Source organism: Puniceibacterium confluentis (assembly GCF_007923445.1).
Taxonomy (GTDB): Bacteria; Pseudomonadota; Alphaproteobacteria; order Rhodobacterales; family Rhodobacteraceae; genus Puniceibacterium; species Puniceibacterium confluentis.
In genome coordinates, this window is record NZ_VOJI01000022.1 from 14,665 (window position 1) to 40,309 (window position 25,645).

A 25,645-nucleotide genomic window follows, 5' to 3' on the forward strand; every position below is an offset into this window, starting at 1 on the left:
CCTCAGCGGCTTGCCGCGTAGTAGGACACCTTCCGTTCCAGGTATCCGAGGAATTCCGAGATCGAAAAGGCCAGGGCGAAGAGCACGATGAGCACGGCCCAGAAATGGCTCATCAGGAAGTTGGACGCGTAGAGTTCAAACAATGCGCCGAACCCGACGATCGAGATCAGCAACTGGCCGATGATCACGCCCTTGACCGCCCGGATCACCCCGATGCGCACGCCGCCGAGGATTTCCGGCAAGGCGGCCCAGAAATACACCTTGGCAAAGGCATCCAGCGGCGATGCGCCAAAGCTTGTCGCCATTTCGACGAGGGACCGGTTGATCTGGCGCACGCCGGCGCGGGTGTTGAGGATGATGATCCAGATCCCGAACAGGGTGGTCGTGATGATGATCGACTTCATGCCAAAGCCGAACAGCACCATCAACACCGGCACCAGCGCGGTCAATGGCGCGCTGACAAAGATGTTGACCCAAGGCAACAGCAGCTCGTCGAGCAGGCGGCTGCGCCCCATGAAGATCCCGACGGGGATGCCGATGACGATGGAAAAGAACACCCCGGCCAGAAAGGCCTGGGCGGTTTCCCAAAGGGCGTTCAGGAATGCCGGAGAGCCGATGATCACGAACAGGGTCGCAAAAACATTGGACAGTGGCGGCACGAAGAACGTGAGGTCGAGCTGGCCGATGATTTCCCACAGCAGCCCCCAGATCAGCAGCGACGACATCGCGGGCAGCTTGTATCCCTTGATCCACATGGTGCTCTCCTATTCGACGTAGCTGCGCAGCGACGCCCAGATTTCATCGACGATGTCGAGATATTCCGGGTCGCGGCGGATGTTCTCGACACCTTTCGAACGGAAACTGGTCGGGCGGATGATTTCCGAAACCCGGCTGGGACGCGGCAGCAGGATGGCGATCTGGTCCGAGACATAGACCGCCTCTTCGATCGAATGGGTCACAAAGATGAAGGTCTTGTTCTCGTTGGCCACCAGCGCGAGCAGGTCTTCCTGAAACTTGCGGCGGGTCTGTTCGTCGACCGCCGAGAACGGCTCGTCCAGCAGCAGAACCCTGGAATCCACGGCCAGGGCGCGGGCGAGGCCGACGCGCTGGCGCATCCCGCCCGAGAGTTCGTGCGGGTAGGCCTTTTCAAAACCGCCAAGGCCGACATCCTTGATGTACTTTGCCGCCTTGGCCTCGCGCTCGGACTTGGCGACGCCGCGCAATTCCAGGCCAAAGGCCACGTTGCGCATCACGTTGGCCCAGGGCAGCAGCGCAAAATCCTGGAACACGAAGGATCGGTTCGGGCCGGGGCCCACCACGGGTTTGCCGTTGACGATGATCTCCCCCGAGTCGGGCTTCAGCAGTCCGGCAATGATCTTGAGCAGGGTGGTCTTGCCGCAGCCCGAAGGCCCGAGCAGCGAGGTGAGCTGCCCGCGCGGGAATTCCAGTGTCATATCCTTGAGCGCGACAACCGACCCGTAATTCTTTGAGACACCGCGCACGGAGACGGCGATTTCCTGATCCAGCGGCCGGGCATCCGAAAAGGCTTTGTTAGTCTGTGACATAACCACGATCATTTCCTTTGAAGAGCAGGTTTTCGATTTTCTCGAGCAGGTTCAGGAACAGAACCGCGAGCACGATGATGGAGAAGATCGCAGCATACATGCTGGGATAGTCGGCGATCGAACGGCTGTAGGTGATGATGTCGCCCACTCCGGTCGGGGTGATTTTCAGCTCGGCCAGAATGGCACCGATAAACCCCGCCGACACCCCCAGCCGCAGCCCGGAAAAGATCACCGGAGAGGCGGCGGGAATGACGATTTTCAGCAGAACGTGGTGATCCCTGGCAAGGAAGGATGTCGCCATCTCCTTGAGCGACGCAGGCGTGTTGCGCACGGCACTGCTGGTGCTCAGGACGATCACCGGCATTGCCATGATGCAGACCACGAACACCTTTGACGTCAGGCCGATGCCGTAGGCCATCACCAGCAGCGGGATCAGGGCCGCCAGCGGCGCGGCCTGCATGACGATGAAGATCGGTGAGAACAGCCACTCGAACCGTTCGCTCAGGCCGATCCAGAGACCCAGCCCGATGCCCAGCACGGTCGAGATTGCCACTCCGACGATCAGCGGCTTCAGGGTTTCGCCATAGGCATGGAAAATGCTGCCGTCAAAGGTCATGCGCGCCAGCGCGGCCATGGATTCAACAAAGGTCGGAAAGGCATAGCTGATCGGTATCCGACCCGCGATTTCCCAGGCACCGAACACCAGAAACGCGGACAGGAGTTTCAACATCAAGGATCGGTTTGTCATATCGGCTCTCTGAATGAGTGATCCCGGGGCTCACCGGCCGCAGGGCGCGGCCGGTGAGCACTGGTGATTACTGGGTCGCGGCGTCGAGCGGCGCGAGATACCAGAAGTCTTCGATGTTCATGTCCGCCGGGTTGCCATCCAGCTGGCCGGCCGCCGTGTACCATTCAAGATCGGCCATGGCCGCCTTGCGCCCGCCGCCATTGGGATCATAGAGCCCGCCTTCGACCGCTTCGGTGTAGAACCCGTCCAGTTCGGCCAGAATTTCAGCCGGCAACTGGCCTATGGGGCCGTCCGGATTGGTTTCCCGGCTGATGATCGTCGGGTCCTCGGCCATGTCGCGCCAGACGCTGAGCAGCGCCGCGACAAGGATGTCAACCTGTTCGCTGTTGGCCTTGATCCAGTCGAGGTTGGCAAACAGCGCCTCGTCGCTGGCGTCGACGTCGAACATCGGCAGCACATTGAAGCGGTCATCGGCTTCAGCGATGATCTTGTTCTTGTTGGACAGGTCCAGGATCGTGGCCTCGGCCTGACCGGCGAGCATCGCCACCACCCGGTTTGCCGACCCGGGCACATAGGAGCGGTCGCCGAATTTGATCCCGACCCGTTCTTCGATCACGTTGGCAATCGAATCCGTGCCACCGCCGCGCGAATGCAGCATGATCGGCTGTCCGTCCAGCTGCTTGAGGTCGGTGTATTTCTCGACAGCCACAGGGAAGAACTTCAGTTTCGAGAGCTGAAAGATGATGCGCAGCGGTGCGCGCGACCTTTGCATGGCCGAGTAGGGCGTGCCGAACCCGATATCCATCTGGCCGCTCAGAATGGCCTGGATCGCCAGTTCCTCGTCGGAAAACGCGGTCCATTCGTAGTCCAGTCCGTTGGCCTTGGCCCGGTCGAGCGCCACAAAGAACGCGGCCAGCTCGTCGGACGGGGTTTCCGCCAGCGCGATCTTGAGGGTTTCGGCCTGGGCCGTGACCGCCATCGCCAGGACCAGCGGTGCGGCCAGCATGGTCGAGGCCAGGTGTTTGACAAAGTGTTTCATGGTTCTCCTCCCGTTGAACATTGGTCTTTGCAAGTGTGCCGGGGTATGGGTTTTTTGTTATTGTCCCCGGTCGTTGTCGTGGTGTTTCAAACGTCTGCAAACAGGCGGTCCGAAACGGACCGCAAATGGGTGCGCATTGCCTCGTAGGCGGCCTCGGGGTTGCGCTCTGATATGGCCGTTGCAATGGCATCGTGTTCCGCAAAGCTGGTGTGCGACGGTGCAGGGCGGGTCGAGGCCCGCACCACAGTTCCCCAGGACACCGCGCGGCGCACCAGATTGAGTTGTTCGAACAGCGACACGAGCAGCAGGTTGTCGCTCGCCCGGGCGATATGGTGGTGCAGCAGATCGTCCTGTTCTTCGTATTCAGCCCAGGTTGTCGCGGCACGGGCACGCGCCATTGCGGCCTGCATCAGCCGGATGTGTTCGCCCGAAGCGTTTACCGCGGCCTCGCGGGCAATAGCCGGTTCAATGACCAGGCGCGCGCGCATCATCCGGAACGGGGTCAGCTTGCGGCCGAGCTCGATTATGGTGTCCGCAGGCTCGTCCCCATGAGCACCGTCTGACACGAAGGTGCCTTTGCCAACACGCCGCCAGAGTGCGCCTTCACGCTCGAGTGCGTCAAGGGCCTTGCGCAGTTCCGTCCGGGTCAGCGAGAGGCGCTCGGTCAGCTCGCGCTCGGCGGGCAGGCGGTCGCCGGCCTCATACCCGCCATCGACAATAAAGCTGCGGACCCGCTTGATGGACTGCGTGGCTTTCAAAGGCTTGTTCGACTGGAGCATCGTCACTCCCAATGGTTGATCAATTTCGGCCTGATTCCAAGGCAACTGTGAAAATCATTGCTGATCGAACCATGTATATCAACCAAAATCGGATTGGTTGGGATTGATCTGTCGCGAGAGCCCGGCTATCAAGTTGCTGTAAAGATAACTCTGGGAGGATATAAGTGTCTGATTTTGTTATACCAACGCCCCCTGTCGCATCGATTCCCGTCGCCGGGGGCGGTGCGTTCCCTGTGCGCCGCGTTTATTGCATTGGTCGGAATTACGCCGCCCATGCCGTCGAGATGGGGCATGACCCGGATCGCGAGTCGCCGTTTTTCTTTCAGAAGAACCCGGACAACCTGGATTCCAGCGGATCGTTTCCGTACCCGGATCAAAGCGACGACGTGCACCACGAGATCGAATTGCTGGTGGCGCTGAAATCCGGTGGCACGAACATCAAGGTCGAAGATGCGCTGGACCACGTCTGGGGGTATGCGCCTGCACTGGACATGACCCGGCGCGACCTTCAGGGCGTGGCCAAGAAAATGGGACGCCCCTGGGAAATCGGCAAGGCGTTCGAGCGCTCGGCCCCGGTCGGGCCGCTCCAGTCGGTTGCGGATGTCGGGCATCTGGACACCGGCCGGGTCGCGCTGAAGATCAACGGCGAGGTGCGGCAGGAAGGGGACATGAACCAGATGATCTGGAAGGTTCCCGAAATGATTTCCTATCTCTCCGACTTTTTCGAACTGGCGGCTGGCGATGTCATCATGTCCGGTACTCCGTCGGGTGTGGGTCCCGTGGCGCGCGGGGACGAAATGCTTGTCTCGATCGCCGGACTGAACGATCTCTCGGTCAAGGTTGTATAATCCGGTGCAGTGAACCGCCCCGCCGGGAGCAACGACGGAAATCGCCCGGTGCCGATGTCGGCGTCGGGCTTCTTGCGTTTTCTGGTGGCGCCAGGCGGGCGGCATGCCGCGACCGCCCTCGGGCCCTTGACCCAGTAAGGCACGTCCACACTTCTCATTATTAATAACTAGTATACTAGAATACCTTCTGGTAAGAACCGAATTGCGGGAGATTCTGCAAAGTGCCAGCGTCGCAGAACGGGACGGCCAGGCAGACTTCACAATACCGACGTCTTGTGCCTGAACGCATCACGCACGCCACGAAACGTTTCCAGGGAGGAACACATGAAACTATTCAACGCCGCCAAAGGTCTGGTGAAGGGCGCCGGCTTTGCCGCTGTCGTCGCCGCAACAATTTCCGCCGCCAGCGCGCAGGACGTGACGCTGCGTGGCGCAAGCATGTTTGATGAAAACCACGCCTTTACAAAGACGATGGTCAAGTTTGCCGAACTTGTGGACGAAAATTATGACGGCGAAGTCGCATTCGACCTGCGCCTGAACGGCGAGCTTGGTGTCGAATCCGATTACGTGACCTTCCTTCAGCAGGGCGTCGCGATTGACTATACCATCATGGCACCGTCCAACATGGCCACCTTCGCACCGTCCATTCCGCTGATGGACATGCCGTTCCTGTTCCGCGATCCGGCCCATTGGGAGGCGGTGCTGTCCAGCGACGTTCTCAAGCCGCTGGAAGACGAGCTTTTGGAAAAAGCCGACATCATGGTGGTCGGGTATACCGGCGGCGGCGTCCGCAACCTGATTTCCAGCCAGCCGATCGGAAATCTGGACGAACTGAACGGCCACAAGATGCGCGTCATGGGCGCCCCGATCCAGGCGCAGATCTTTTCGGCCCTGACAGCGGCCCCATCGGCCATCGCCTACAACGAAGTTTACAACGCGATCCAGACCGGGGTCATCGCCGGTTTCGAAAACGAGGCGGCCAGCATCCAGAACCTCAAGTTCTACGAAGTTGCACCGAACCTCACCCTGACCAAGCACACCATCACCGTGCGCCCCATCGTGATGAGCGGCAAGACCTTCCGCAAGCTGCCTGAGGATCTGCAGGCGGCCGTGCTCAAGGCCGGCGCCGAGGCAGGGGCCTTCGGGCGGGAACTGGAATCCCGCGAAGATGCGCTGAAGCTTCAGGAAATGGTCGACGCCGGTCAGCTGCAGGTGCAGGATTTCGAGAACCGTGAAATGCTGCTGGAAATGGTCGTCCCGGTTCAGGATGCCTATGCGGCGGAAATCGGTGCGACGGACCTGCTGAGCGCCATTCGCGCCAAGTAAGCATGCCGATCTGAAAAGCACGCATTCCGGGAGCTGCTCCCGGGGTGCGTCCTGTCGGGGCGGAAAGCGGCAAACACCATGAAGGGCGTGAATATGGGGCGAGTACTCGAGACATTTTGCCAGGGTCTGCGGATTCTGTTGGGGGTGCTGGTGGCCGCCCTTGCCATTCCGGTCGGAATGCAGGTGCTGGCCCGCTATACCGGAGTGATCCCGGTCTATCTCTGGACCGAAGAGCTTTCGACATTCATCTTTGTCTGGGTGGTGATGATCGGGTCCATGATCGCGGTCTGGGACGGCAGCCATTTCGACGTCCGTGTCATTCCCGATGCGACCCGGCCCCTTTCGATCCTGTTGCAAAAGGCTGTGGTGCTGGTGCTGATTGCCGCCTTCGGGATCGTTTTTGCCTGGTACGGCATCGAATACGCCGAATTCGGCGCCCTGCAGAAGTCGGTGATGATGCAGGTGAACAAGCTGGTGACATTCATCTCCGTACCGATTTCCGGCGCGGTCTGGGCGGTGTTCGCCCTTTACAGACTTGCCGAAGCGTTCGGCGAATACCGTACATCCGGGAAGGTGACCTCATGATCGTTTCAACCGGCCTTGCCTGTGCCATTCTGGTCGGCGGGTTTCTGTTCCTGGTGCTGATCCGGGTGCCGGTGGCCTTTGCCCTGGGCATTGCAACTGTGCCGATCGTTCTGCTCGACATCCGCCTGACCCCGTTCATCGTGCTGGACCGGATGTTCCAGTCCTACAACTCCTTCATCCTGCTGGCGGTGCCTTTCTTCCTGCTGGCAGCGAACCTGATGAATTCGGGCAAGATTACCGACCGGCTGATCGAACTGGCGCGGGTGCTGACCGGCTGGATGCCGGGCGGGCTGGGCCATGTGAACGTGGCGGTGTCGATGCTGTTTGCCGGCATCTCCGGCTCGTCAACCGCCGATGCGGCGGGCTGTGGCAAGATCCTGATCCCGGCGATGGTCAGGGAAGGATATGACACCCGCTTTGCCATCGCGATCACGGCCTGTTCGTCGGTGATGGGGGTGATCATTCCGCCCAGCATCCTGATGGTGGTCTGGGGCGGGGTGATGCAGGTCTCCGTCGGCGCGCTGTTCCTCGCCGGTGCAATTCCCGGTTTGATGATCGGACTTGCGTTGATGGCTACGGTCTATGGCTATGCCAAGGTCTACAACTATCCGACCGCAGGCCGCCCCAACTGGGCAGAGTTCTGGCACGCGTTGCGCGGTGCCGGCCTGGCGATGATGACCCCGGTTCTGGTGATTGGCGGCATTGTCGGCGGCATCGTGACCCCGACCGAAAGCGCGATCATCGCGGCGGCCTATGCGCTGATCCTCGGCATGTTCGTCTACCGTACGGTGACGGTGCGCGATCTGGGCCATATCTTCTATGACACGGGCCGGTTCGCGTCGATTTCCCTGTTCGCCATTGGCACCGCCTCGGCCTTTGGCTGGATGCTGGCGTTTTTCAATGTGCCGCGTCTGATCGTGACCTTCATGACGACGCTTGAGTTCGGCAGCTTTGGCACCGCCATGGTCATTGCCGGCCTGTTCCTGTTCTTCGGGCTGTTCATCGACGCGATCCCCACCATCATCATTCTGGGCACGGTTCTGTTGCCGGTGGCGACAGCGGCAGAGATCCACCCGGTGGTCTTTGCGATCATCGGCATCGTGTCCCTGGCCTTTGGGCTGGTGACGCCGCCCTACGGCCTGTGCCTGCTGATCTCGGCGGCGATTGGCGGGATGAACGTGGTACAGGTGATGCGCGACGTGGTCATCATCCTGATTCCGATGTTGCTGATCCTGATCCTGATCATCCTGTTTCCGGAAATCGCCCTGTGGCTGCCACGGGCCTTGATGCCGGGGACGTTCAGATAGGCGTGGTTGCAACGGAAAGACGGCAACCGTGCCGTCCGGCGCAGACCGCCCCGCGGGCAAGGCCGCAGTCGGCACAGCGCCGCCGCCCGCAGCCAGCGGCGGGTCCGGTGCCGACCGGGATCACGGCGCGGTCGAAATCTCGATCCTGACCGCGGCGTACCAGTCGGCGGCGGCGCGGATCTCGGCATCTGTTAGGTCGGCGGCGATGGCAGACATCACCTCGTGCGTGCGCTTGCCGATCCGGAACGCCTTGAGCTGGGTTTCGATATAGATGTTGGTCTCGCCGGCCAGGTTCGGCACGTCGTCCATCTGGCCGATGCCATCCGCGCCGTGACAGGCGACACACAGGTCAGGAGCGTCCGAGGCATCGGCGGTCAGCGTTGCGGTCGCGGTGTGGCTGGCGAACCAGGCGGCCAGATCGGCGATCTGCTGATCCGACAGCGACTGGGCCACAACGCTCATCATCTCGTGGGTGCGGCTGCCGTCCCGAAAGGCGGTCAGCTGCGCGGCGAGATAACCGGCGGGCTCGCCGCCGATATGCGGGGCAATCGGGATCTTGGCAAAGCCGTCGATGCCGTGGCAGGTGCGGCACTGACCGGCCAGCTTGCGACCCTCCGCCGGATCCGCGGCGGTTTCGGCGGACACTGCCCCGGCGAGGATCACCCCGCCGAGGCCCAGGAACAGCGCTCTGATCATTGCTCGTAACTGATCCGGTACAGCGCGCCGGCCAGATCGTCGGACACCAGGATCGAGCCATCGCGCAGATTGGCCACATCGACCGGACGGCCAAGATATTCGCCGTTCTCGTCAATCCAGCCCTCGGCAAAGGGCACGGTGGTCACAGTGCCTTCTGCATCCACGGTCGAGACCATGACCCGCGCACCCACCGGCGTGGTGCGGTTCCACGAGCCGTGCTGGGCCGAAAAGATCGCGCCCTGGTACTTGGCCGGGAACTGCTTGCCGGTGTAGAACACCATGCCCAGATCGGCGGCATGGGCGACGGTTGCAGAGACCGGCATGGTGACGTCCACCGGGACCTCTTCGGACTTGTATTCGTTGGTACGGGTGTCGCCGCCGCCATACCAGGGGTGGCCGAAATGCAGCCCGACCTCGGTCATGTGGTTGATCTCACCCGGCGGAATGTCGTCCCCCATGCCATCGACCTGGTTGTCGGTGAACCACAGATCGCCGGTTGCCGGGTCGAAATCCTGACCGACAGAGTTGCGCACACCGCGCGCGATGACCTCGCGCCCGGTGCCATCGGTGTTCATGCGGATGATGCCGCCGATGCCGGTCTCGTCGTAAAGCTCGAGCTTGTCGGGCGGGGCGACGTTGTGCGGCTGCCCCAGCGAGATGTAGAGCTTGCCGTCCGGGCCGATGTCGCAGACCCGGGCAGTGTGGTTGAAGCTTTCCTCAGAGGCAGGGATCAGCTCGCCCTGGGGCACCACCTGACCGACCGCGACATCGGGCGACTCGTAGAAGAACTCGGCGGCGGGAAACACCAGGACCCGGTTCTGCTCGGCGATATAGAGGAACCCGTCCGGGCTGAAGCAGACGCCGTTGGGGATGGTGAAGGTCAGCGACGGGGCGAAGTCCTTGACCTCGTCGGCAACGCGGTCCTTGTTGCGGTCGGTGACGGCCCAGACCTTGTCCTTTCGGGTGCCGACAAAGGTGACGACCCCCTGCGGGCCGACCGCGATATGGCGGGCATCCGGAACGATGGCGTAGAGCTCGATCTTGAACCCGTCGGGCATCTTGATCCGCTCGAGCGTCTTCTTGATTCCGTCGGCATAGGTGCCGGACTGGTCGACAACGGCGAAATCCTTGACGCCGGTGGACTGCATGCTTTGCAGCCGTTCGATGTTGGCAGGCAGATCGGCGCTCTGGGCCGCGGCATAGCCTGTGGTCATCGCCAGTGCGGCGATCGAAGTCAGCAGCTTGGTCATTGTTTCTCTCCTCCCCCAGTGGCTGGTGACGGGCCGCTGCGGACGGCCCGCCTCCGGTGCAAACGCCGGTGAGTTACAGGTTGCCCCTGCTCAGTTCCCCGGCGATATGGTCGGCCTGACGGATCGCCAGGGCGACAATGGTCAGTGTCGGGTTTTCGGCCGCTCCGGTGGTGAACTGCGAGCCGTCCGACACAAACAGGTTCTCGATGTCATGGCTGCGCCCGTTGCGGTTCACCACACCGTCACGGGGATTCTCGGACATCCTGTTGGTGCCGAGGTTGTGAGTAGACGGGTAGGGCGGCGTCGGCAGGGTGCGGGTCGCCCCCATCGCGTCATAGATCGCCTGACCGCGCGCGTAGGCATGGGTGCGCATCGCCTTGTCATTGGCATGGTCCGAGTAGTGCACGTTCGGCGCAGCCATGCCGAACTGATCCTTGACGTCGTGGTTCAGTGTCACCCGGTTGGTTTCCTGTGGCATGTCCTCGCCGACAATCCACATCCCGGCCATGTTCTCGTAGCTGTCCAGCGCCGAGGTGAACTCGCGGCCCCAGCCGCCCGGATCAAGGAAGGCCGCCATGAAGGGCAGACCCAGACCCAGCGTCTCGAGCTCGTAGCCGCCGACAAAGCCGCGCTGCGGATCGTGCCGCGCCTCATCCTGAATGATGCCCGCCATGGTTGTGCCGCGCCACATCTTGACCGGCTTGTCAAAGACACCGTAGACCGAGCCGGTGAGGTGGCGCATGTAGTTGCGCCCGACCTGGCCCGAGCTGTTGGCCAGCCCGTCGGGATACATCGCCGAGGCCGAGTTCAGCAGCAGCCGGGGGCTTTCGATCGAGTTGCCGGCGACGCAGACCACCCGCGCCATCTGCTTGTGTTCGACACCGTCCTTGTCGGCGTAGATCACGGCGTTGACACGGCCATCCTCGCCATGCTCGATCCGCAGCACATGGGCGCGCTCGCGCACCTCCAGGTTGCCGGTCGCCTCGCCGCGCGGGATGTCGGTATAGGCGGCGGACCACTTGGCGCCCCATTTGCAGCCCTGGAAACAGAACCCGGTCTGCTGGCAGGCCATGCGGTCGTCGTAATCCGCCGAGTTGATCGCCATGCGCCCGGTATGGACCTCTTCGTAGCCCAGCTTCTTGGCCCCGGCCTCGAACACCTTGAAGTTGTTGTTGCCGGGCAGGCCCGCGCGGTCACCTGTGCGGGTCACGCCCAGCTTGGTTTCGGCCTTTTCGTACCAGGGCGCCATTTCGGCGCCGTCGATGGGCCAGTCCAGCAGGTTCGCGCCCTGCACGTCACCATAGGTGCTCTTGGCCTTCCACTCGTGATCCTGAAACCGCAACGACGCCCCGGCCCAGTGGGTGGTGGTGCCGCCCACAGCCTTGACGATCCAGGCGGGCAGGCCGGAAAAGTCCCGGGCCACGCGCCAGTCACCCGATGTGGTGCGCGGGTCGAGCCAGGCAAGCTGCCCGAAGCTGTCCCATTCGTCATTGATGTAGTCCTCGGGCAGATAGCGCCCGCCGGCCTCGAGTGATACCACCGATACACCGCGCTGGGCGAGCTCGTTGGCCAGAACGCCCCCGCCTGCGCCGGTGCCGATGATGACGACGACGCTGTCGTCTGTCTTGTCAAAAGGTGCAGCCATTTTGTTCGTCCTCCCTCAGCCGATCCACGAGATGTCGTCAAAGCCACGATTGATATAGCCACCCTGCGAATAGGACTCGCCCTCGTAGCCAAAGATCGGCCAGACCGCTTTCTGGTTGTAGAGCCCGGTCACCAGTCCGCCGCGCACCTTCTGGAAAAACGCCGAGTCCTCGATGCTGCGCAGGATGTCGACGCGGTCGCGTTCCCAGCCGATTGCGAGGTAGCTGTCATGCCCCTTGCCCTGGGCGACACCGTTCAGCATCGCGATCCCGGCCTCGGTCTCGTCCACCGCCTCGGGGACGTCATACCCCTTGACCGCGGCGGCGTAGAATTCGTCCGCCACCTTGTCATGCGGATAGATGTCGCGCGCCATCTGGATCAGCGTCGCCATGGTGTCGGGTTTCAGTGCGTTCAGTTCGGTGGCCCAGGCGGCGTCGCGCCCCGAGACAAAATTTGTCCCGATCACAAAGCTCGCCCCCGCGGCCGCACCGCGCGAAAGAAGCTGACGCCTTGTCAGCCCCTTCAGGTCTGTTGTCTTGGTCATCTCCGGTTCCTCCCTATGACCGATGGCACCGGGCGCGATCCTCCTGCGCGCCCGGCGCCCGTTTAGAAATGTCTCATTTGAAACGTCCCGAGCGTTCGAGCACCTCGATCTGATAACCGTCGGGGTCCGCGACAAAGAAGAACCGCCCCACCAGGGTGCCGCCGGGCGCGAATTCCACCAGTTTGCGGGGGTTCAGCCCTGCGGATTGAAAACGGGCGTGCTCGGCATCGAGATCCGCGACCGACACGGCCAGATGGCCATAGCCATCCCCGAGGTCGTAGGGCTCGGTGCGGCCCTTGTTCACCGTCAGTTCAAGTTCGAACCCGGTTTCGGGGTTTGACAGGTAAATCAGGGTAAAGTCGTCAAAATCCAGCCTGTCGGCGATCTTGAGGCCGAAGGCCGTATCGTAGAATGCGACTGCACGATCCTCGTGCAGAACGCGGATCATGCTGTGGATGGCCTTTGCCATGTCCGCCCCCTTGATGTGGTTGTTGCAATCCACGTTAGAGGCCGAGAAAACGGGTCGGGTAGTAGGGAATTACTACATTGTCCGACAAAGAGATTTTTACTCTGGCCTCACTCGGCCGCGATCATCACGTCCTCGGATTTTGACCCGTCCGGAACAGTCTGTTTCGACAGGAAAATGAGGCATGTGGTGCGCAGAACCGAACTGAAGTTCTGTGGTTCACCCTTGAGTTCGAGCACTTCGCTGTGCAGCGTCGACAGGAACAGAGGAGTCGAGGTTCCGTCCCGTTCGGCGATCTCATCAAGGATGGCCCAAAAGGCATTTTCCAGCCGGATGGACGTGCTTTGGCCGTTCAGCCGCAATCGTCGCGTGGTCGAGGCATAGCGTTCGGGATCCTGTCCCGCAAAGACCTGGCACATGTTTCTTCCTCCCTTTTAGATCGAAACATTAATCGAAAACGGCCGCCAAGGCATCATCGAATCGTTGTGGCGTTCTGACACTACCGACCAAAGGCTGCGGTTCGTGACGACTTTCACCCGCGTGAAGGCCCCGGGGCAGACGGCGACCCGTGAACATGATCCCGATCCTGGAAAACCGCCCGTGCGCACTTTCTGCAGTGCGGAATCGGGCAGCTTTGTGTCAGAGGGTTCATGGCGAAATTGCGTCAGTTTGAGTCGAATGATTCGAGTTCCGTTCACCATATCGCCCATGGTCGCCGCATCAATCCAGTCGGGGCCCTGTGATTGGTTCTTGCCCAGACACAAACCTCGCCACATTTGAAAAAGCCGCTCGGCACGCCAGTGCCACAATTCGCGCGCTTCGGATTGTTGCGGTTTTCAGGATAATCCGGGCGCCTTCGACAGCAAAGGGCGCTTTCGGCTCCTGATTTCCTGCCTGTTTCGCGATTATTCGCGGGTAAGGGCTGGGTGTTTGGAAACAATGCCGGGGGAAAGCACTGAAAAAGCGGGCCAAAACCCGCTCATTTGCTGCACCGGCAGCACCAGCGGGAACAAGGTCTCGTCATTTTCTGCTTTGTGCGCGGCAGCCTCGCAAGTATTAATCTTTCCAAGCCCACTGGGGGGGTGAAGTCTGCTGGCCACGGGGGCGGCCGCTGAACTGTCAGGCATCTGCGAGGATGCGAGGTGACGCGTGGACCGGTGAATGCCGGCAAAGCCGCTATGGTGCTGTTTCCTGCTGATTTCAGCAAGGATGCGCCGCGTTACACCGCATTTCTCTGGGATGACGAGCAAAGTGAAACTGGTGATGCGCGTGCATTGCCGCCGCGCTGCTGCGGCAACGGGCACGCCCCGTCTGAATTTTAAGAGGGTCTAGAATATGGCTGATTTGGTATTAGACTGGGGTTCGCTGGGTCCGTACGGCACCGACATGCCCGACACGGCATTCGGCGGGGGCTCTGTCACGATTGAAACCGGTGGCGTCGCCGCGGATGTGACCTTTACCGGGCAGGATCTGGGGTCGCAGGCCTTCACGTTCAGCGCCGACGGCTATGTCGCTCCGGGCGAAACATTTGATCCCAACTCGCATCTCAAGGTGTTCGGAGAAGGCGGTGCAGGCGGCGGTGTGGTCTCGCCGACATCGCGCACGGTGATTGATTTCCGCGCGACCGACACGGCGCTCTACTCCAGCTCGATCCAGAACGTCAGCTTTCGTCTGAACGACGTTGACGGCGGCCCCGGTGAGGACCTGTTCGGCCCCGCGGATCCGGCGACCTTCAGCTTCGAGGACAATGTGACCGTTCTCGCCTATGACGCGGCGGGCAACCCCGTGCCTGTCAGCCTCACCCCCGCCAGCACTGCAGCGGTGTCGGGCAACACGGCCATCGGCACGTCGATCACCGATTTCGACGAACCGGCCGGGTCCGTCCTGGTCGAGATCGCCGGCCCGATTTCGCGGATCGAAGTGATCTACGAGAACGGCGGCGACCAGTCGCAGGGGGCGCTGATTTCGGACATTCAATTCAGCACGGTGGACGCCGAAAATGGCAACAACCCGCCTGTTGCCGTCGATGACGAAGTGTCGACCGATGTCGATGCCGATGTTGTTGTCGACGCGCTGGGCAACGACAGTGATCCGGATGGCGACACGCTGACCATCACCGGCAACACCGCACCGGCAAACGGTGGGGTCACGAACAATGGTGACGGCACCTTTACCTATACGCCCAACGCCGGGTTCACCGGCACCGACACCTTTGAATACACCGTGTCCGATCCCGCGGGAGCCACCGACACCGGCATGGTCACGGTTTCGGTCGGACTGGACAATACCGGCAACCGGCCGCCGATTGCCAATGACGACACCGGCACCGCCCCGCCTGCGGTGACGACCAACATTCCGGTCCTGTTCAACGACAGCGACCCGGACGGCGACCCGTTCACGATCACCTCGCTGACGGCCGCGAACGGCACCGTGACCGACAACGGCGACGGAACCGTTGCCTACACGCCGAATGACGGCTTCCTGGGGGACGATACCGTCAGCTATACCATCACCGATGACGGCGGCCTGTCGGACAGCGCGGTTCTGATTGTCACCGTGGCCAATGACGACGGCAACCAGGACCCGGTGGCGTTCGACGACACCGGCGTGACGGCTGTCGGGGTGCCGCTGACTCAGGACGTGACCGCCAACGACACGGACCCGGACGGCGATCCGTTGACCGTGACCCTGGTCAGCGACCCGGCAAACGGCACCGCCACCATCAATGACGACGGCACTGTGACCTACACGCCGGACGCCGGGTTCACCGGGGACGACACGATCACCTACACGATCAGTGACGGCCAGGGTGGTACCGACACCGGCGACTGGGTTGTGACGGTCTCGCCGCCAGAGTCGGGTGATCCGCGCATCGACACCGACGTCTTTCCGGTGCCCGCCGTGGACCAGCCTTTTGACCCGCTCGACGGTCTCGACCAGGACCCGGACACCACCGACAACATCGACACCTTCACGGGCACCGACGGCCCGGACAGCTTTGACGGTGGCGATGACGCCGACACGATCATCGGCGGTGCGGGCGACGATACGCTGGAAGGTGGCATCGACGACGATGTCATTGACGGCGGCGGCGGCAACGACCTGATCACCGACGAACAGGGCGCGGACAGCATCACCGGCGGCCAGGGCAATGACACGATCATTGCCGGCGTCAACACCTTCTCGGACTATGTCGGTGACGATCCCAGCATGCCGCTGACCATCGGCGGAACCACGTTCCTGTCTGATCCCAACACCACCGACGGCATGGACACCGTGCATGGCGAAGGCGGCGACGACTACATCGAGACCGGCGACGACGCGGACAGCATCACCGGTGGTGACGGCAACGACACGCTGGACGGCGGCATCGACGACGACACCATCCGTGGCAACAACGGTGATGACAGCATCCTCGGCGGCCACGGCTCGGATTCGCTGGATGGCGGCCAGGGCCACGATTACATCGACGGCTCGGCGCCTGCCTTCCTGGAACAAATCGATGCAGTGGACGTTAATACCGAGAACGACCGCGACAGCATCTTTGGCGGTCTCGGCAACGACACCCTTATCGGAGGCGACGATGATGACACTCTTATTGGTGGCTCTGGCGATGACTATCTTGATGGTGGCATCGACGAAGACATCCTTAACGGCGGCAACGACAACGATACGCTGATCGGCGGTCAGGGGGGCGACACCCTGAACGGCGGCGCCGGTGTCGACTCGATCGACGGCGGTGCGGATCGCGATGTGATCATCGTGGACTCGGCGGCCGATGGCACCGGCGACGTGGTACATGGCGGCAGCGAAGGCGACGATTATGACATCCTCGACCTCAGCGGCGTCGGTGCCGAAGGCGTCGACTGGCGCCTGACCAACGTCAGGCTGGATGACGACGGCCCGGACCGCGAACCCAACGGCATCGACGGCACGGTTGAATTCCTCAACGGCTCGGGAACCGTCACCGGCACGATGGACTTCTTCAACATCGAAGAGGTCGTGCCCTGTTTCACCCCGGGAACCCTGATCGCCACGCCCCAGGGCGAGCGTCTGGTCGAGGATCTGCGCGAAGGCGACAGGATCATCACCCGGGACAACGGCATTCAGGAAATCCGCTGGGTCGGTCGCAAGGATCTGACCGGGCATATGCTGTCACGCAAGCCGCACATGCGCCCGATCCTGGTTCAGAAGGGATCGCTCGGCAACGGTCTGCCCGAACATGATCTGCTGCTCTCGCCCAATCACCGGGTGCTGGTGAACAACGACAAGACGGCGCTCTACTTCGAGGAACGCGAAGTGCTGGCCGCGGCCAAGCACCTCACCGGACTTGAGGGTGTGGACGAGGTCGGCACGCTTGGGGTGAGCTACATCCACTTCATGTTCGACAGTCACGAAGTGGTCCTGTCCAACGGCGCCTGGACCGAAAGCTTCCAGCCCGGTGACTACAGCCTGAACGGCATCGGTGACGCGCAGCGCGACGAGATCCTCGAACTGTTCCCTGAACTGGAACATGCCGAGGGGCTGAATGCCTACCAGTCCGCCCGCCGGTCGCTGAAAAAGCACGAGGCACACCTGATTACCAAGTAAGGGTCATCGGTACGCAGGCACTCCAGACTTGTTCCGGCTGTGACCCTCAGCCGGAACGGGACGAGAAACGGGGCGGTCTTTCCGCCCCGTTTTTCATGCAGATCTCTCGGCGGATGATGGACGCGCATGGATTCCATGACCAGACGGGGATGTGTATGCCGAGGTCACGGTTCCGAGCGACCCGCGCGCCAGTGATCCCAGGCTTCGGGCGTATCAAGGTCGGTCAGGGCATTGCGGGCCGGCAATGGGATGCGGCGCAACCGGTGCCTGTTGGCGCTCAGGATGTCCCGCGCGCCCTGATCTCCGCTCAGATCCGCAAAGGCGGCAAGGCAATCTGGCGGAAACAGGACCGGATGGCCCGGGGTGCCGTCCGCAGCGGTGCCCTGGCAGAGGTTCCTGACCGGGTCCGCACAGTAGGCCCGGATAAGTTTTGTGAAATCGTCGGAGGTCAGATCAGGCATGTCCGCGGGAACGATCATGACCGCCGAATCCGTCGGCACCTGCGCCGCTCCGCGCCGCAACGAGGCGGCCATGCCCTGGGCGGCATCTGGCACCGCCAGCAACCGCAGGTCCAGTCCGGACAGCGCCTCGGCCCGGGGGCCGTCCAGGCTCGGCAGCGTGACGAGGACAAGCGGAGCGGCCGCCCGTGCGCGTGCCGCCTGACGGCGCAGCAGCGGCACGCCGTCAACGATTTGCAGCAGCTTGTCGGCACCGCGCATGCGGGTGCCGAAGCCGGCAGCGGGAATCAGGATAGCAACGGTCATGGCCGCACCTTAGCCGCGCATCCGCGCCCCGTCCGCGTCAAACAGCGCCGCCCGCACCAAGTCGCGTTGCGCATCTCGCCAGGGGCTTCGATGTGCGACGCGAGCCTGTCCTGCGCCCATGCCCGCAGCGTCGGCGTCGGCGACAACCGCGCACCGACAGTGCGCAGGTGATGAGGCACGTTCCGCCCGGTGACAGGGCGACCAGCGAACCCGGCGTCTTTCCGGAACGGGGCAAAGCCATTGAGGCCGGGACAGCCGCAGTTTGCTCCGGCGAAATTCCGGCGTCCTGGCGCCAAATCACCTGGCACGCCGCCGGGACATCAAGGCGCGCCTGCCGAAGGGAGTGATGCCTGACGCTTTCCCGCTTCCGTCAGGCCGCGCCCGTGCCGGATCCCGGAATTTGGGCTTGATTGGTCGGTTGACCCCCGCCGACGGGATGAGTTTCCCCATTTTGAATTGACATCGCGGAAAAATTTGCCTCTTTGTGCGCCTTTCGCCTACAGACACGTTCGAGGTTTTCATGATCGCGCCGCCACCCTCGACTCAAACCGAGAGACTGGCCGAACTGGACAGCTTTCAAGTTTTGGATTCTGCGCCGGAACAGGGTTTCGAAGAGGTTGTGGAACTTGCCGCACGGATCTGCGAGACGCCGGTCGCTCTGGTCAGCCTTGTCGACCGTGACAGGCAGTGGTTCAAGGCGCGGTTCGGGTTCGAAGACGACCAGACACCGCTGACCCATTCGATTTGCAGCCACGCCATCCTGCTGGAAGGTTTGCTCGAAATCGAAGACACCCTGCAGGACCCGCGCACTGCGACGAATCCGCTGTGTGTGGAACTGGACCAGCCGATCCGCTTCTATGCCGGCGCGCCGCTGCTGACCGAGTCCGGACTGAAGCTGGGGACGTTGTGCGTTCTGGACATCAAGCCGCGCAAACTGAACGATCTTCAGCGCGAGACGCTGCGGGTGCTGGCCGGGCAGGTGATGCGACAGCTGGAACTGGGCCGGTCCCTGCACACCGAAGCGGTGCTGCGCGACGAGATTGACCATCGGGTCAAGAATTCGCTGCAGACGGTCATGTCCTTTATCCGCCTGTATGCGAGCCGGTCGCGGCAGCCGGAAACCAAGGATGCGCTGGCGGCCATCGGGCGCCGCGTCGACGCCATCGTGCAATTGCATTCCGAACTGTATCAGACCCGTGATTTCGACATGATCCGGCTGGATCGTTACCTTGATCGCGTCGCGCGGCTGTTGCAGGGCTCCGCGACGGTGAATGTGCGCATCGAAACCAGCATTGCCCAGGTCAGCACGGATTCGCGCAAAGCTGCGACCCTGGCCATGATCATCTCGGAATTCTGCGCCAATTCGATCAAACACGCCTTTCCGGACGGACGCCCCGGGCGCATCCGGGTGGAACTGCTGCAGCTGGAAAACGGCGCGTTACGGCTGGTTTGCCAGGATAACGGCGTGGGCACCGCTGTGGCCGTGCAGGCGGAGGAATCGGAAATTGTGAGCATCGGCAAGCGGTTGATGGAAACTGCCGCGGAACAGATCAACGGCACCATGACGCTGGAGGCCGGCACCGAGGGTTACAGGCTCGTCCTCGACTTCAACCACCCCGCCGAACAGGAGGTGACGGCGCTCAGAGCGGCCGCACCTTGAGCCGGGTGATGCGGTTGCCCTCGCGGCCGGTGACCTCGAAACGGAAGTTGTGAAAGCTGAACACCTGGCCGACGGTCGGGATCATCTGTGCCTCGTGAATCACCAGCCCTGCGACGGTATTGGCTTCGTCATCCGGCAGTGACAGGTCGGTGGCGCGGTTGAAATCGCGGATCGTCATCTGGCCGTCGATCCAGTAGTGGCCGTCATCGCTCTTCTTCATCGGATTTTCCGCGGCGGGGTCAAATTCGTCGGTGATCTCACCGACAATCTCTTCGAGGATGTCCTCGAGCGTGATCAGCCCCTGCAACGCGCCGTATTCATCGACCACCAGCGCGAAATGTGTGCGACGGCGCAGAAACTGCCGCATCTGGTCATCCAGCGACGTGGTATCGGGCACAAAGTAGGGTTTCATCGCCACATCGGCGATCTTGAAGCCCTTGATGCCGTCCTTGGCTGCGTCCGGCCCCTGAATCAGCTTGTACATCGCCCGCAGCAGATCCTTGGCGTGGATCACGCCGATGATGTTCTCGACATCGTCGCGATAGACCGGCAGGCGGGTGTGGTTGCTTTCCAGGCACTGCGACAGGATTTCGTTGGGGTCGTTGTCGGCGTCGATCATCTCGATCGCCGAGCGATGCAGCATGATCTCCTCGACGGTGCGGTCACCCAGATCCAGCGCGCCCAGGATGCGGTCGCGGTCCTCTTTCTGAACCACGCCTTCGGAATGGCCCAGTTGCAGGGCGCCGGCGATTTCCTCGCGCACGGCAAGGATGTGACTGTCAGGGTCGGTGCGCACGCCAAAGATCCGCAACACTCCGCGCACCAGCAGGCGCACGGCGCTGACCATCGGGGAAAACACCAGAATCACCACTGCAATCAGCGGTGAGACCCGGGCCGCTGCAACTTCGGGGTTGGTGATTGCGTAGGTCTTGGGCAGCACCTCGGCAAAGATCAGCACCAGCAGGGTCATCACCAGCGTTGCCAGTGCCACGCCGGAATCGCCGAAGACCCGGGTGAACAGGGCAGTGGCCAGCGAGGTGGCAAGGATGTTGACCAGGTTGTTGCCCAGCAGGACCGAGCCGATCAGCCGTTCGTTGTCTTCGGTGATCCGCAGCGCGCGCTCGGCGCCCTTGGAGCCCTTGTCCATCGCGGCATGCAGCTTGCCCCGGGATGCGGCGGTGAGCGCGGTTTCCGATCCGGAAAAGAACCCCGAGAGCACCAGCAGCGCCAGGATCGCCGATGCGGTGACCCAGAAGGCAGAATCCAGGGCAGAGAGGTCCATGTGTGTGCAGTCCTTATGCTTTGGTGGGTTATGGTGGCGCTTGGCCAGTCAATCAAGGGGCAGGCTGTGGCAATTCATCGGGTTTGCATATCCGTCGGACGCCCGGCCGGGTGTCCGGCACGGCGCAAGGGCTCTAGTCCTTGGCCATCGGGTGGTGTTCCAGCACCAGTTCGCGCAACCGCTCTTCGAGCACGTGGGTGTAAATTTCGGTTGTCGCGACATCGGCATGGCCCAGAAATGTCTGGATCGCCCGCAGATCGGCGCCATTGGCCAGAAGATGCGTTGCAAAGGCATGGCGCAACGTGTGTGGCGTGACCTTGGCGGGTGACACGCCGCCCGCCACGGCGATGTCCTTGATCAGGACATAGAAGGCGTGGCGCGTGAGGTGTCCGGCCTTGCCGCGCGATGCGAACAGGAAGGCAGAGTTCGGTTTGCCCTTGGCGCGGGCGGCGGTCTCGATTTCTTCCCGCGTCGCAAGCCACAGGCGCTGCGCTTCGCGTGCCGGCGGGCTGAGCGGGACCATGCGTTCCTTGCCGCCCTTGCCGCGGATCAGCAACATGCGCGGATCACCCTTGGCCGCGCTCAGCGGCAGGGACACAAGCTCGGTCACCCGCATACCCGTGGCGTAGAGCAGTTGCATCAGACAGGTGTTGCGCAGGCAGTCCTCGCGGGTGCGTCCGTGCCGGGTGGCGGCGTCCAGCAGCCGGTCCACTTCCTCGGTGGACAGTGTCTTGGGCAGGCGCTTGTCCCGGCCCGGACCGCTGATCTGGATCGCCGGGTTGTCCGGGCGCAGTCCTTCCTCGAAGGTGAAGCGGTACAGCTGCTTTATCGCCGAAAGCCGGCGGGCGCGGGTGGCTTTTGACAGGCCCTGTGCGTCGGTGTGTACAAGGTAATTTTCAACCTGTTGGCGCGAGGCCCCGGCCAGACTGTCGCCCCGCGCCGTCAGCCAGTCCGCGTAGTCGCGCAGGTCACGGGCATAGGCCAGCTGGGTGTTGTGGGCGGCACCGCGTTCTGCGGCCTGAGCTTCGAGAAAAGCCGAGATCCAGTGCCGGTCGTTCATCTGCGCGCGCCTTCGTCCTGCAGGATCACCAACTGCAGGGCGGCACGCCGCGCGGTATCCTCGAGCCCGACTGACCGCAGCGTGGCCAGGGCATCGGCCAGATCGTCGGAATTGCCGTCAGCCCCGCTGGAGAACAGGGCGATGGCGCGCAGGATCACCTCCCCCAGGCGGCCTTCGCTCAGCTGGCTCCGCAGGGACTGTGGCGGCGGCGCATCGCCAAAGGCTGCCGCAAGTGCCTCGGCATGCGGCTGATCCGAATATCCTGTAGGCGCGGTGCCTTGGGCAATGGCCCCCAGCAAGGTGTATTCCGGTGTCGGGGTGCCGATGCGAACGCTTGCCTCCTCGTAGTCGGGCGACAGCAACGCCGCCTTGCGCGCCATGTCCAGCGCCCGGCCGGTCAAGGGATAGGACAGCAGGCGGGCACCGTAGAGGTTGGCAAAGGGCACCAGAAGGCCGGCCGCGCTCATCTGCGGCCAGACCTTTTCCAGCGCACTGCCGATCGCCGACGGGTCGCCGGTGGTCATGGCGGTGTCAAAACGTTGCAGCGCCTCGACCCGGTCCCAGATCCCGCCCGAGGCGGCCCGTTTGCGCTGGGTGTAGATCCCCAGCAGCCGGTTCTCGGAAATGGCTCCGACCCGGGCCAGCCGTTCCGCCGCGTCTAGCTGGGCTTTCCAGCCGGTGTCGCCGGACAGGTCGACCGTGGCGAACTTGCGCGGCAGCGGGGCGGTGGCAAGGGGCTCGCCGATGGCCTGAAACAGCCGGAAGGTCAGCGGGCTGGGGCGGGCAGGCGGGTTCAACGGGGCGCGGGATTCGGCGGTCTCCGGGTCGAGGAACCGTGCCAGCAGATCCGCATCCCGGGCGCTGAGCGTGCCAAGCGCCAGCCCGGTGTCCAGAACCGTTGCCGCGACGACCCAGTCGCCGGTGCGCGCCGTGCAGAAGACCCGGGTCGCAAGATCCTCGCTGAGCGAGGGTTGCGCAGCCAGCGCCTCGCAGGGGGCGTTTTCATGCCCGGTGAGAAGCGACAGGTCGAACCAGCGCTCGAACAGGGCCGGAGTTGCGGCACCGGCCCGCTCGATCAGCGCTTCGGCCGGCTCGACCACGCCCTGGGCCATCAGCCGGTCGAGACGCGCCGCCAGCAGGGGCGCGCCACGCTGGGCGGACAGCGGCGCGTCGGCCTCGGCCAGCAGCAGCGTGTGCAGCAGGGCGGAAAGTTCCGGAACAGCGGGATCGACCGCGGTGATCAGTTCGACAAGGGTCGGGATGTCCGATGTCTTCCACAGGCTCAGCGGCAGGCCGGTGACCTGCATCGGCAACAGTCCGACAGCTTCGGGATTGGGGGCGCCCAACGACTGTACCTCGACCTCGGGCACGGTGACAGACGAGGCGGTGGGAGGCTCGTCCGCCGCAGTGTCGGGTCCGGGGCGGGCCGGTTTGGCAATCTGCGGGTCATTCAGCCGCGGCCCGAGGATCTGCGGAACCGCCGTCGGCGTTTCAAGCCAGTCGATCGCCGAGAGCGGCGACTGTGCCAGCGCGGGGGCGCCGCAAAAGATCAGGGCGGCCGCGCTAATTCGCATCCAGGGTGACCGGCTGACGTATTTCGGTCTGTGGCGGCGAGAAGTCAGCCCCGAAGAACGGGCCGATATAGGCATAGCCCGCCAGCACAAGCGTGGCGAGGACCAGAAGGTAGAATAGCCATTTGAGAAGTCGCCCCATTTCGATGATGATCCCATGCCCCGTGTTTTTTCCAACTTATACCTAGCCTTTTTCACAAGATCACGTCATTCACGCAGCGTATGTTAAAATTGGCGGCTGAAAGCCGAAGAACAAGGGCAATGCGGGCACAACTGAAGAAAACGGTTGTTCTGGTCGGGATGATGGGCGCGGGCAAATCCGCAGTGGGCAAGGCGTTGGCCGGTCTGCTTGAGGTTCCCTTTCGTGATTCGGACGCCGCGATAGAGGAAGCGGCCAACCGCAGTATCGCCGAAATTTTCGAGCGGGATGGCGAGCCGTTCTTCCGGGCCAAGGAAAGCCAGGTGATCGACCGGCTGCTCGAGGCACCGCCGTCGGTGCTGTCGACCGGCGGGGGCGCCTTCATGAGCAATGCCAACCAGAGGATGATTTCGGCCAAGGGGATTTCGGTCTGGCTGGACGCTGACATGCCCCTGCTCTGGAGCCGGGTGCGGCACAAGGACAGCCGACCGCTGCTGCGCACAGCCGACCCGCGCGGCACCTTGCAAAAGCTGTATGACGCCCGGGTGCCGGTCTATGCGCTGGCCGATCTGTCGGTGCGGGCCCGGTCCCGATATTCCGTCGAGGACATGGCCCGGGAAGTGTTCGATTCGCTGCTCACGCGGCCCGATGTGCTGGAGACTGGCAAATGAGCGATACGGTCCATGTTCCTCTTGGCGATCGCGCCTATGACGTGCGGATAGGCGCCGGGCTTCTGGGGCGTGCGGGGGCCGAGATCGCACCGCTGCTGCACCGGCCCCGGGTCGCCATTGTGACCGACGCGAATGTCGCTGCCCTGCACCTGGCAACGGTGCGGGCGGCACTTGCGGGCGAAGGCATCGAGTCCGAAGCGCTGATCCTGCCCGCGGGAGAGGCCACAAAGGGCTGGCCGCAGTTCACCCGCACGGTGGAATGGTTGCTGGAGCAGCGCATCGAGCGGCGCGATGTCGTCGTGGCCTTGGGCGGGGGCGTGATCGGAGATCTGGTCGGCTTTGCCGCCGCAGTGCTGCGCCGTGGGGTACGGTTTGTGCAGATGCCGACCTCGCTTCTGGCGCAGGTCGACAGCTCGGTCGGCGGCAAGACCGGAATCAATGCGCCACAGGGCAAGAATCTGATCGGTGCCTTTCACCAGCCCGCGCTGGTTCTGGCCGATATCGGCGCCCTCGGCACGCTGGCCCCGCGCGACTTTCTGGCCGGGTGTGGCGAAGTGGTCAAATACGGGCTGCTGGGCGACGCGGCGTTTTTTGACTGGCTCGAACAGAACGGCCCGGCCATGGCGGCCGGGGACCTTGAGGCGCGCGCCTATGCGGTGCGCCGTTCCGTCGAGATGAAGGCCGAGATCGTGGTCCGCGACGAGACCGAGCAGGGCGACCGGGCTTTGCTCAACCTTGGGCATACTTTCTGCCATGCACTGGAGGCCGCGACGGGATATTCTGACCGGCTGTTGCATGGTGAGGGGGTGGCCATCGGCTGTGCGCTGGCCTTCGAGCTTTCGGCGCGTCTGGGGCTGTGTGCCCAGGAGGTGCCCAGCCGGGTGCGCGCGCATATGTCGGCCATGGGCATGAAGACCGATCTTGCCGATATTCCCGCCGAATTGCCGGACGCGGGCACGCTGCTGGAGCTGATGGGACAGGACAAGAAAGTGGTCGACGGTCAGCTTCGGTTCATTCTGGCACGCGGCATCGGCTCTGCCTTCGTGACGGCGGACGTGCCGAGGGATGCAGTTCTGAACTTGCTGAAAGACCGTCTCGCAAGTCGCTGAAG

The 25,645-nt window shown here is 62.9% G+C and carries 25 protein-coding genes; 9 read left to right on the top strand and 16 right to left on the bottom strand.

What is annotated here, in order from left to right:
* Positions 1 to 2 precede the first annotated feature (2 nt).
* The 5 genes from FOY53_RS18430 to FOY53_RS18450 all read right to left on the bottom strand — a co-directional run bounded on the left by FOY53_RS18430 (position 3) and on the right by FOY53_RS18450 (position 4,131).
* Positions 3 to 755: an ABC transporter permease gene (locus FOY53_RS18430; RefSeq protein WP_146591614.1), complete on the bottom strand. Its 753-nt coding sequence runs from the start codon at positions 753 to 755 to the stop codon at positions 3 to 5.
* A 9-nt stretch (positions 756 to 764) separates the two neighbouring features.
* On the bottom strand, positions 765 to 1,565 hold the full coding sequence (locus tag FOY53_RS18435; RefSeq protein WP_146591616.1) for an ABC transporter ATP-binding protein: 801 nt from the start codon (positions 1,563 to 1,565) through the stop codon (positions 765 to 767).
* Positions 1,552 to 2,295, bottom strand: coding sequence for an ABC transporter permease (locus FOY53_RS18440; RefSeq protein WP_222435287.1), 744 nt, complete (start codon positions 2,293 to 2,295; stop codon positions 1,552 to 1,554). The genes FOY53_RS18435 and FOY53_RS18440 overlap by 14 nt, the downstream gene beginning before the upstream one ends.
* Positions 2,296 to 2,380: 85 nt before the next feature.
* The gene (locus tag FOY53_RS18445) at positions 2,381 to 3,352 is read right to left on the bottom strand and encodes an ABC transporter substrate-binding protein (protein ID WP_222435288.1); all 972 of its coding nucleotides are present in this window, start codon (positions 3,350 to 3,352) and stop codon (positions 2,381 to 2,383) included.
* A gap of 86 nt (positions 3,353 to 3,438) precedes the next feature.
* Positions 3,439 to 4,131 carry a FadR/GntR family transcriptional regulator gene (locus FOY53_RS18450; RefSeq protein WP_146591620.1) on the bottom strand — a complete coding sequence of 231 codons (693 nt, stop codon included), beginning with the start codon at positions 4,129 to 4,131 and terminating at the stop codon, positions 3,439 to 3,441.
* 164 nt (positions 4,132 to 4,295) lie between these two features.
* Between FOY53_RS18450 and FOY53_RS18455 the strand changes: the two genes are divergently transcribed.
* The 4 genes from FOY53_RS18455 to FOY53_RS18470 all read left to right on the top strand — a co-directional run bounded on the left by FOY53_RS18455 (position 4,296) and on the right by FOY53_RS18470 (position 8,197).
* The gene (locus FOY53_RS18455) at positions 4,296 to 4,979 is read left to right on the top strand and encodes a fumarylacetoacetate hydrolase family protein (RefSeq protein WP_146591622.1); all 684 of its coding nucleotides are present in this window, start codon (positions 4,296 to 4,298) and stop codon (positions 4,977 to 4,979) included.
* A gap of 324 nt (positions 4,980 to 5,303) precedes the next feature.
* Positions 5,304 to 6,305, top strand: coding sequence for a TRAP transporter substrate-binding protein (locus tag FOY53_RS18460; RefSeq protein WP_146591624.1), 1,002 nt, complete (start codon positions 5,304 to 5,306; stop codon positions 6,303 to 6,305).
* A gap of 93 nt (positions 6,306 to 6,398) precedes the next feature.
* Positions 6,399 to 6,890, top strand: a complete 492-nt coding sequence (locus FOY53_RS18465) for a TRAP transporter small permease (protein ID WP_146591626.1) — start codon at positions 6,399 to 6,401, stop codon at positions 6,888 to 6,890.
* Positions 6,887 to 8,197, top strand: coding sequence for a TRAP transporter large permease (locus FOY53_RS18470; protein WP_146591628.1), 1,311 nt, complete (start codon positions 6,887 to 6,889; stop codon positions 8,195 to 8,197). The genes FOY53_RS18465 and FOY53_RS18470 overlap by 4 nt, the downstream gene beginning before the upstream one ends.
* A gap of 120 nt (positions 8,198 to 8,317) precedes the next feature.
* Here FOY53_RS18470 and FOY53_RS18475 read toward each other — a convergent pair whose 3' ends face one another.
* The 6 genes from FOY53_RS18475 to FOY53_RS18500 form a co-directional block, all read right to left on the bottom strand.
* Positions 8,318 to 8,893, bottom strand: coding sequence for a c-type cytochrome (locus FOY53_RS18475; RefSeq protein ID WP_146591630.1), 576 nt, complete (start codon positions 8,891 to 8,893; stop codon positions 8,318 to 8,320).
* Entirely contained in the window at positions 8,890 to 10,143 is a 1,254-nt protein-coding gene (locus FOY53_RS18480; RefSeq protein WP_146591632.1) for a PQQ-dependent sugar dehydrogenase, read from the bottom strand. Before FOY53_RS18480 ends, FOY53_RS18475 begins: the two co-directional genes overlap by 4 nt.
* Positions 10,144 to 10,216: 73 nt before the next feature.
* The gene (locus FOY53_RS18485; protein ID WP_146591634.1) at positions 10,217 to 11,788 is read right to left on the bottom strand and encodes a GMC family oxidoreductase; all 1,572 of its coding nucleotides are present in this window, start codon (positions 11,786 to 11,788) and stop codon (positions 10,217 to 10,219) included.
* A 15-nt stretch (positions 11,789 to 11,803) separates the two neighbouring features.
* Positions 11,804 to 12,331 carry a Twin-arginine translocation pathway signal gene (locus FOY53_RS18490; RefSeq protein ID WP_146591636.1) on the bottom strand — a complete coding sequence of 176 codons (528 nt, stop codon included), beginning with the start codon at positions 12,329 to 12,331 and terminating at the stop codon, positions 11,804 to 11,806.
* A gap of 73 nt (positions 12,332 to 12,404) precedes the next feature.
* Complete coding sequence (locus FOY53_RS18495) at positions 12,405 to 12,800, bottom strand: VOC family protein (RefSeq protein ID WP_146591638.1); 396 nt, start codon at positions 12,798 to 12,800, stop codon at positions 12,405 to 12,407.
* A gap of 107 nt (positions 12,801 to 12,907) precedes the next feature.
* Positions 12,908 to 13,216 (bottom strand): ribbon-helix-helix domain-containing protein, encoded by a 309-nt coding sequence (locus FOY53_RS18500; RefSeq protein ID WP_146591640.1) that lies wholly within the window; start codon positions 13,214 to 13,216, stop codon positions 12,908 to 12,910.
* 723 nt (positions 13,217 to 13,939) lie between these two features.
* On the opposite strand from FOY53_RS18500, the gene FOY53_RS23205 reads away from it, so the two are divergent.
* Both FOY53_RS23205 and FOY53_RS18510 read left to right on the top strand, forming a co-directional pair.
* The gene (locus FOY53_RS23205) at positions 13,940 to 14,119 is read left to right on the top strand and encodes a hypothetical protein (RefSeq protein ID WP_186766663.1); all 180 of its coding nucleotides are present in this window, start codon (positions 13,940 to 13,942) and stop codon (positions 14,117 to 14,119) included.
* Positions 14,120 to 14,132: 13 nt separating this feature from the next.
* Complete coding sequence (locus tag FOY53_RS18510; RefSeq protein ID WP_146591644.1) at positions 14,133 to 17,387, top strand: Ig-like domain-containing protein; 3,255 nt, start codon at positions 14,133 to 14,135, stop codon at positions 17,385 to 17,387.
* A gap of 164 nt (positions 17,388 to 17,551) precedes the next feature.
* On the opposite strand, the gene FOY53_RS18515 is transcribed toward FOY53_RS18510, so the two are convergent.
* Entirely contained in the window at positions 17,552 to 18,151 is a 600-nt protein-coding gene (locus tag FOY53_RS18515; protein ID WP_146591646.1) for a nucleotidyltransferase family protein, read from the bottom strand.
* Positions 18,152 to 18,671: 520 nt separating this feature from the next.
* On the opposite strand from FOY53_RS18515, the gene FOY53_RS18520 reads away from it, so the two are divergent.
* On the top strand, positions 18,672 to 19,811 hold the full coding sequence (locus tag FOY53_RS18520; RefSeq protein ID WP_146591648.1) for a sensor histidine kinase: 1,140 nt from the start codon (positions 18,672 to 18,674) through the stop codon (positions 19,809 to 19,811).
* On the opposite strand, the gene FOY53_RS18525 is transcribed toward FOY53_RS18520, so the two are convergent.
* The 4 genes from FOY53_RS18525 to FOY53_RS23210 form a co-directional block, all read right to left on the bottom strand.
* The gene (locus tag FOY53_RS18525) at positions 19,792 to 21,093 is read right to left on the bottom strand and encodes an HlyC/CorC family transporter (protein WP_146591650.1); all 1,302 of its coding nucleotides are present in this window, start codon (positions 21,091 to 21,093) and stop codon (positions 19,792 to 19,794) included. The two genes, FOY53_RS18520 and FOY53_RS18525, sit on opposite strands and share 20 nt — an antisense overlap.
* A gap of 133 nt (positions 21,094 to 21,226) precedes the next feature.
* Entirely contained in the window at positions 21,227 to 22,153 is a 927-nt protein-coding gene (locus FOY53_RS18530) for a site-specific tyrosine recombinase XerD (RefSeq protein ID WP_146591652.1), read from the bottom strand.
* Positions 22,150 to 23,727 (bottom strand): hypothetical protein, encoded by a 1,578-nt coding sequence (locus tag FOY53_RS18535; protein WP_146591654.1) that lies wholly within the window; start codon positions 23,725 to 23,727, stop codon positions 22,150 to 22,152. The genes FOY53_RS18530 and FOY53_RS18535 overlap by 4 nt, the downstream gene beginning before the upstream one ends.
* A complete protein-coding gene (locus tag FOY53_RS23210) occupies positions 23,717 to 23,866 on the bottom strand; it encodes a hypothetical protein (RefSeq protein ID WP_186766664.1) in 150 nt (49 codons plus the stop codon). The genes FOY53_RS18535 and FOY53_RS23210 overlap by 11 nt, the downstream gene beginning before the upstream one ends.
* An 80-nt stretch (positions 23,867 to 23,946) precedes the next feature.
* Here FOY53_RS23210 and FOY53_RS18540 point away from each other — a divergent pair, with 80 nt between their 5' ends.
* Together FOY53_RS18540 and aroB are read left to right on the top strand one after the other, a co-directional pair.
* Complete coding sequence (locus FOY53_RS18540; protein ID WP_146591656.1) at positions 23,947 to 24,534, top strand: shikimate kinase; 588 nt, start codon at positions 23,947 to 23,949, stop codon at positions 24,532 to 24,534.
* On the top strand, positions 24,531 to 25,643 hold the full coding sequence (gene aroB / locus FOY53_RS18545) for a 3-dehydroquinate synthase (RefSeq protein ID WP_146591658.1): 1,113 nt from the start codon (positions 24,531 to 24,533) through the stop codon (positions 25,641 to 25,643). The genes FOY53_RS18540 and aroB overlap by 4 nt, the downstream gene beginning before the upstream one ends.
* The last annotated feature ends 2 nt before the right edge of the window (positions 25,644 to 25,645 follow it).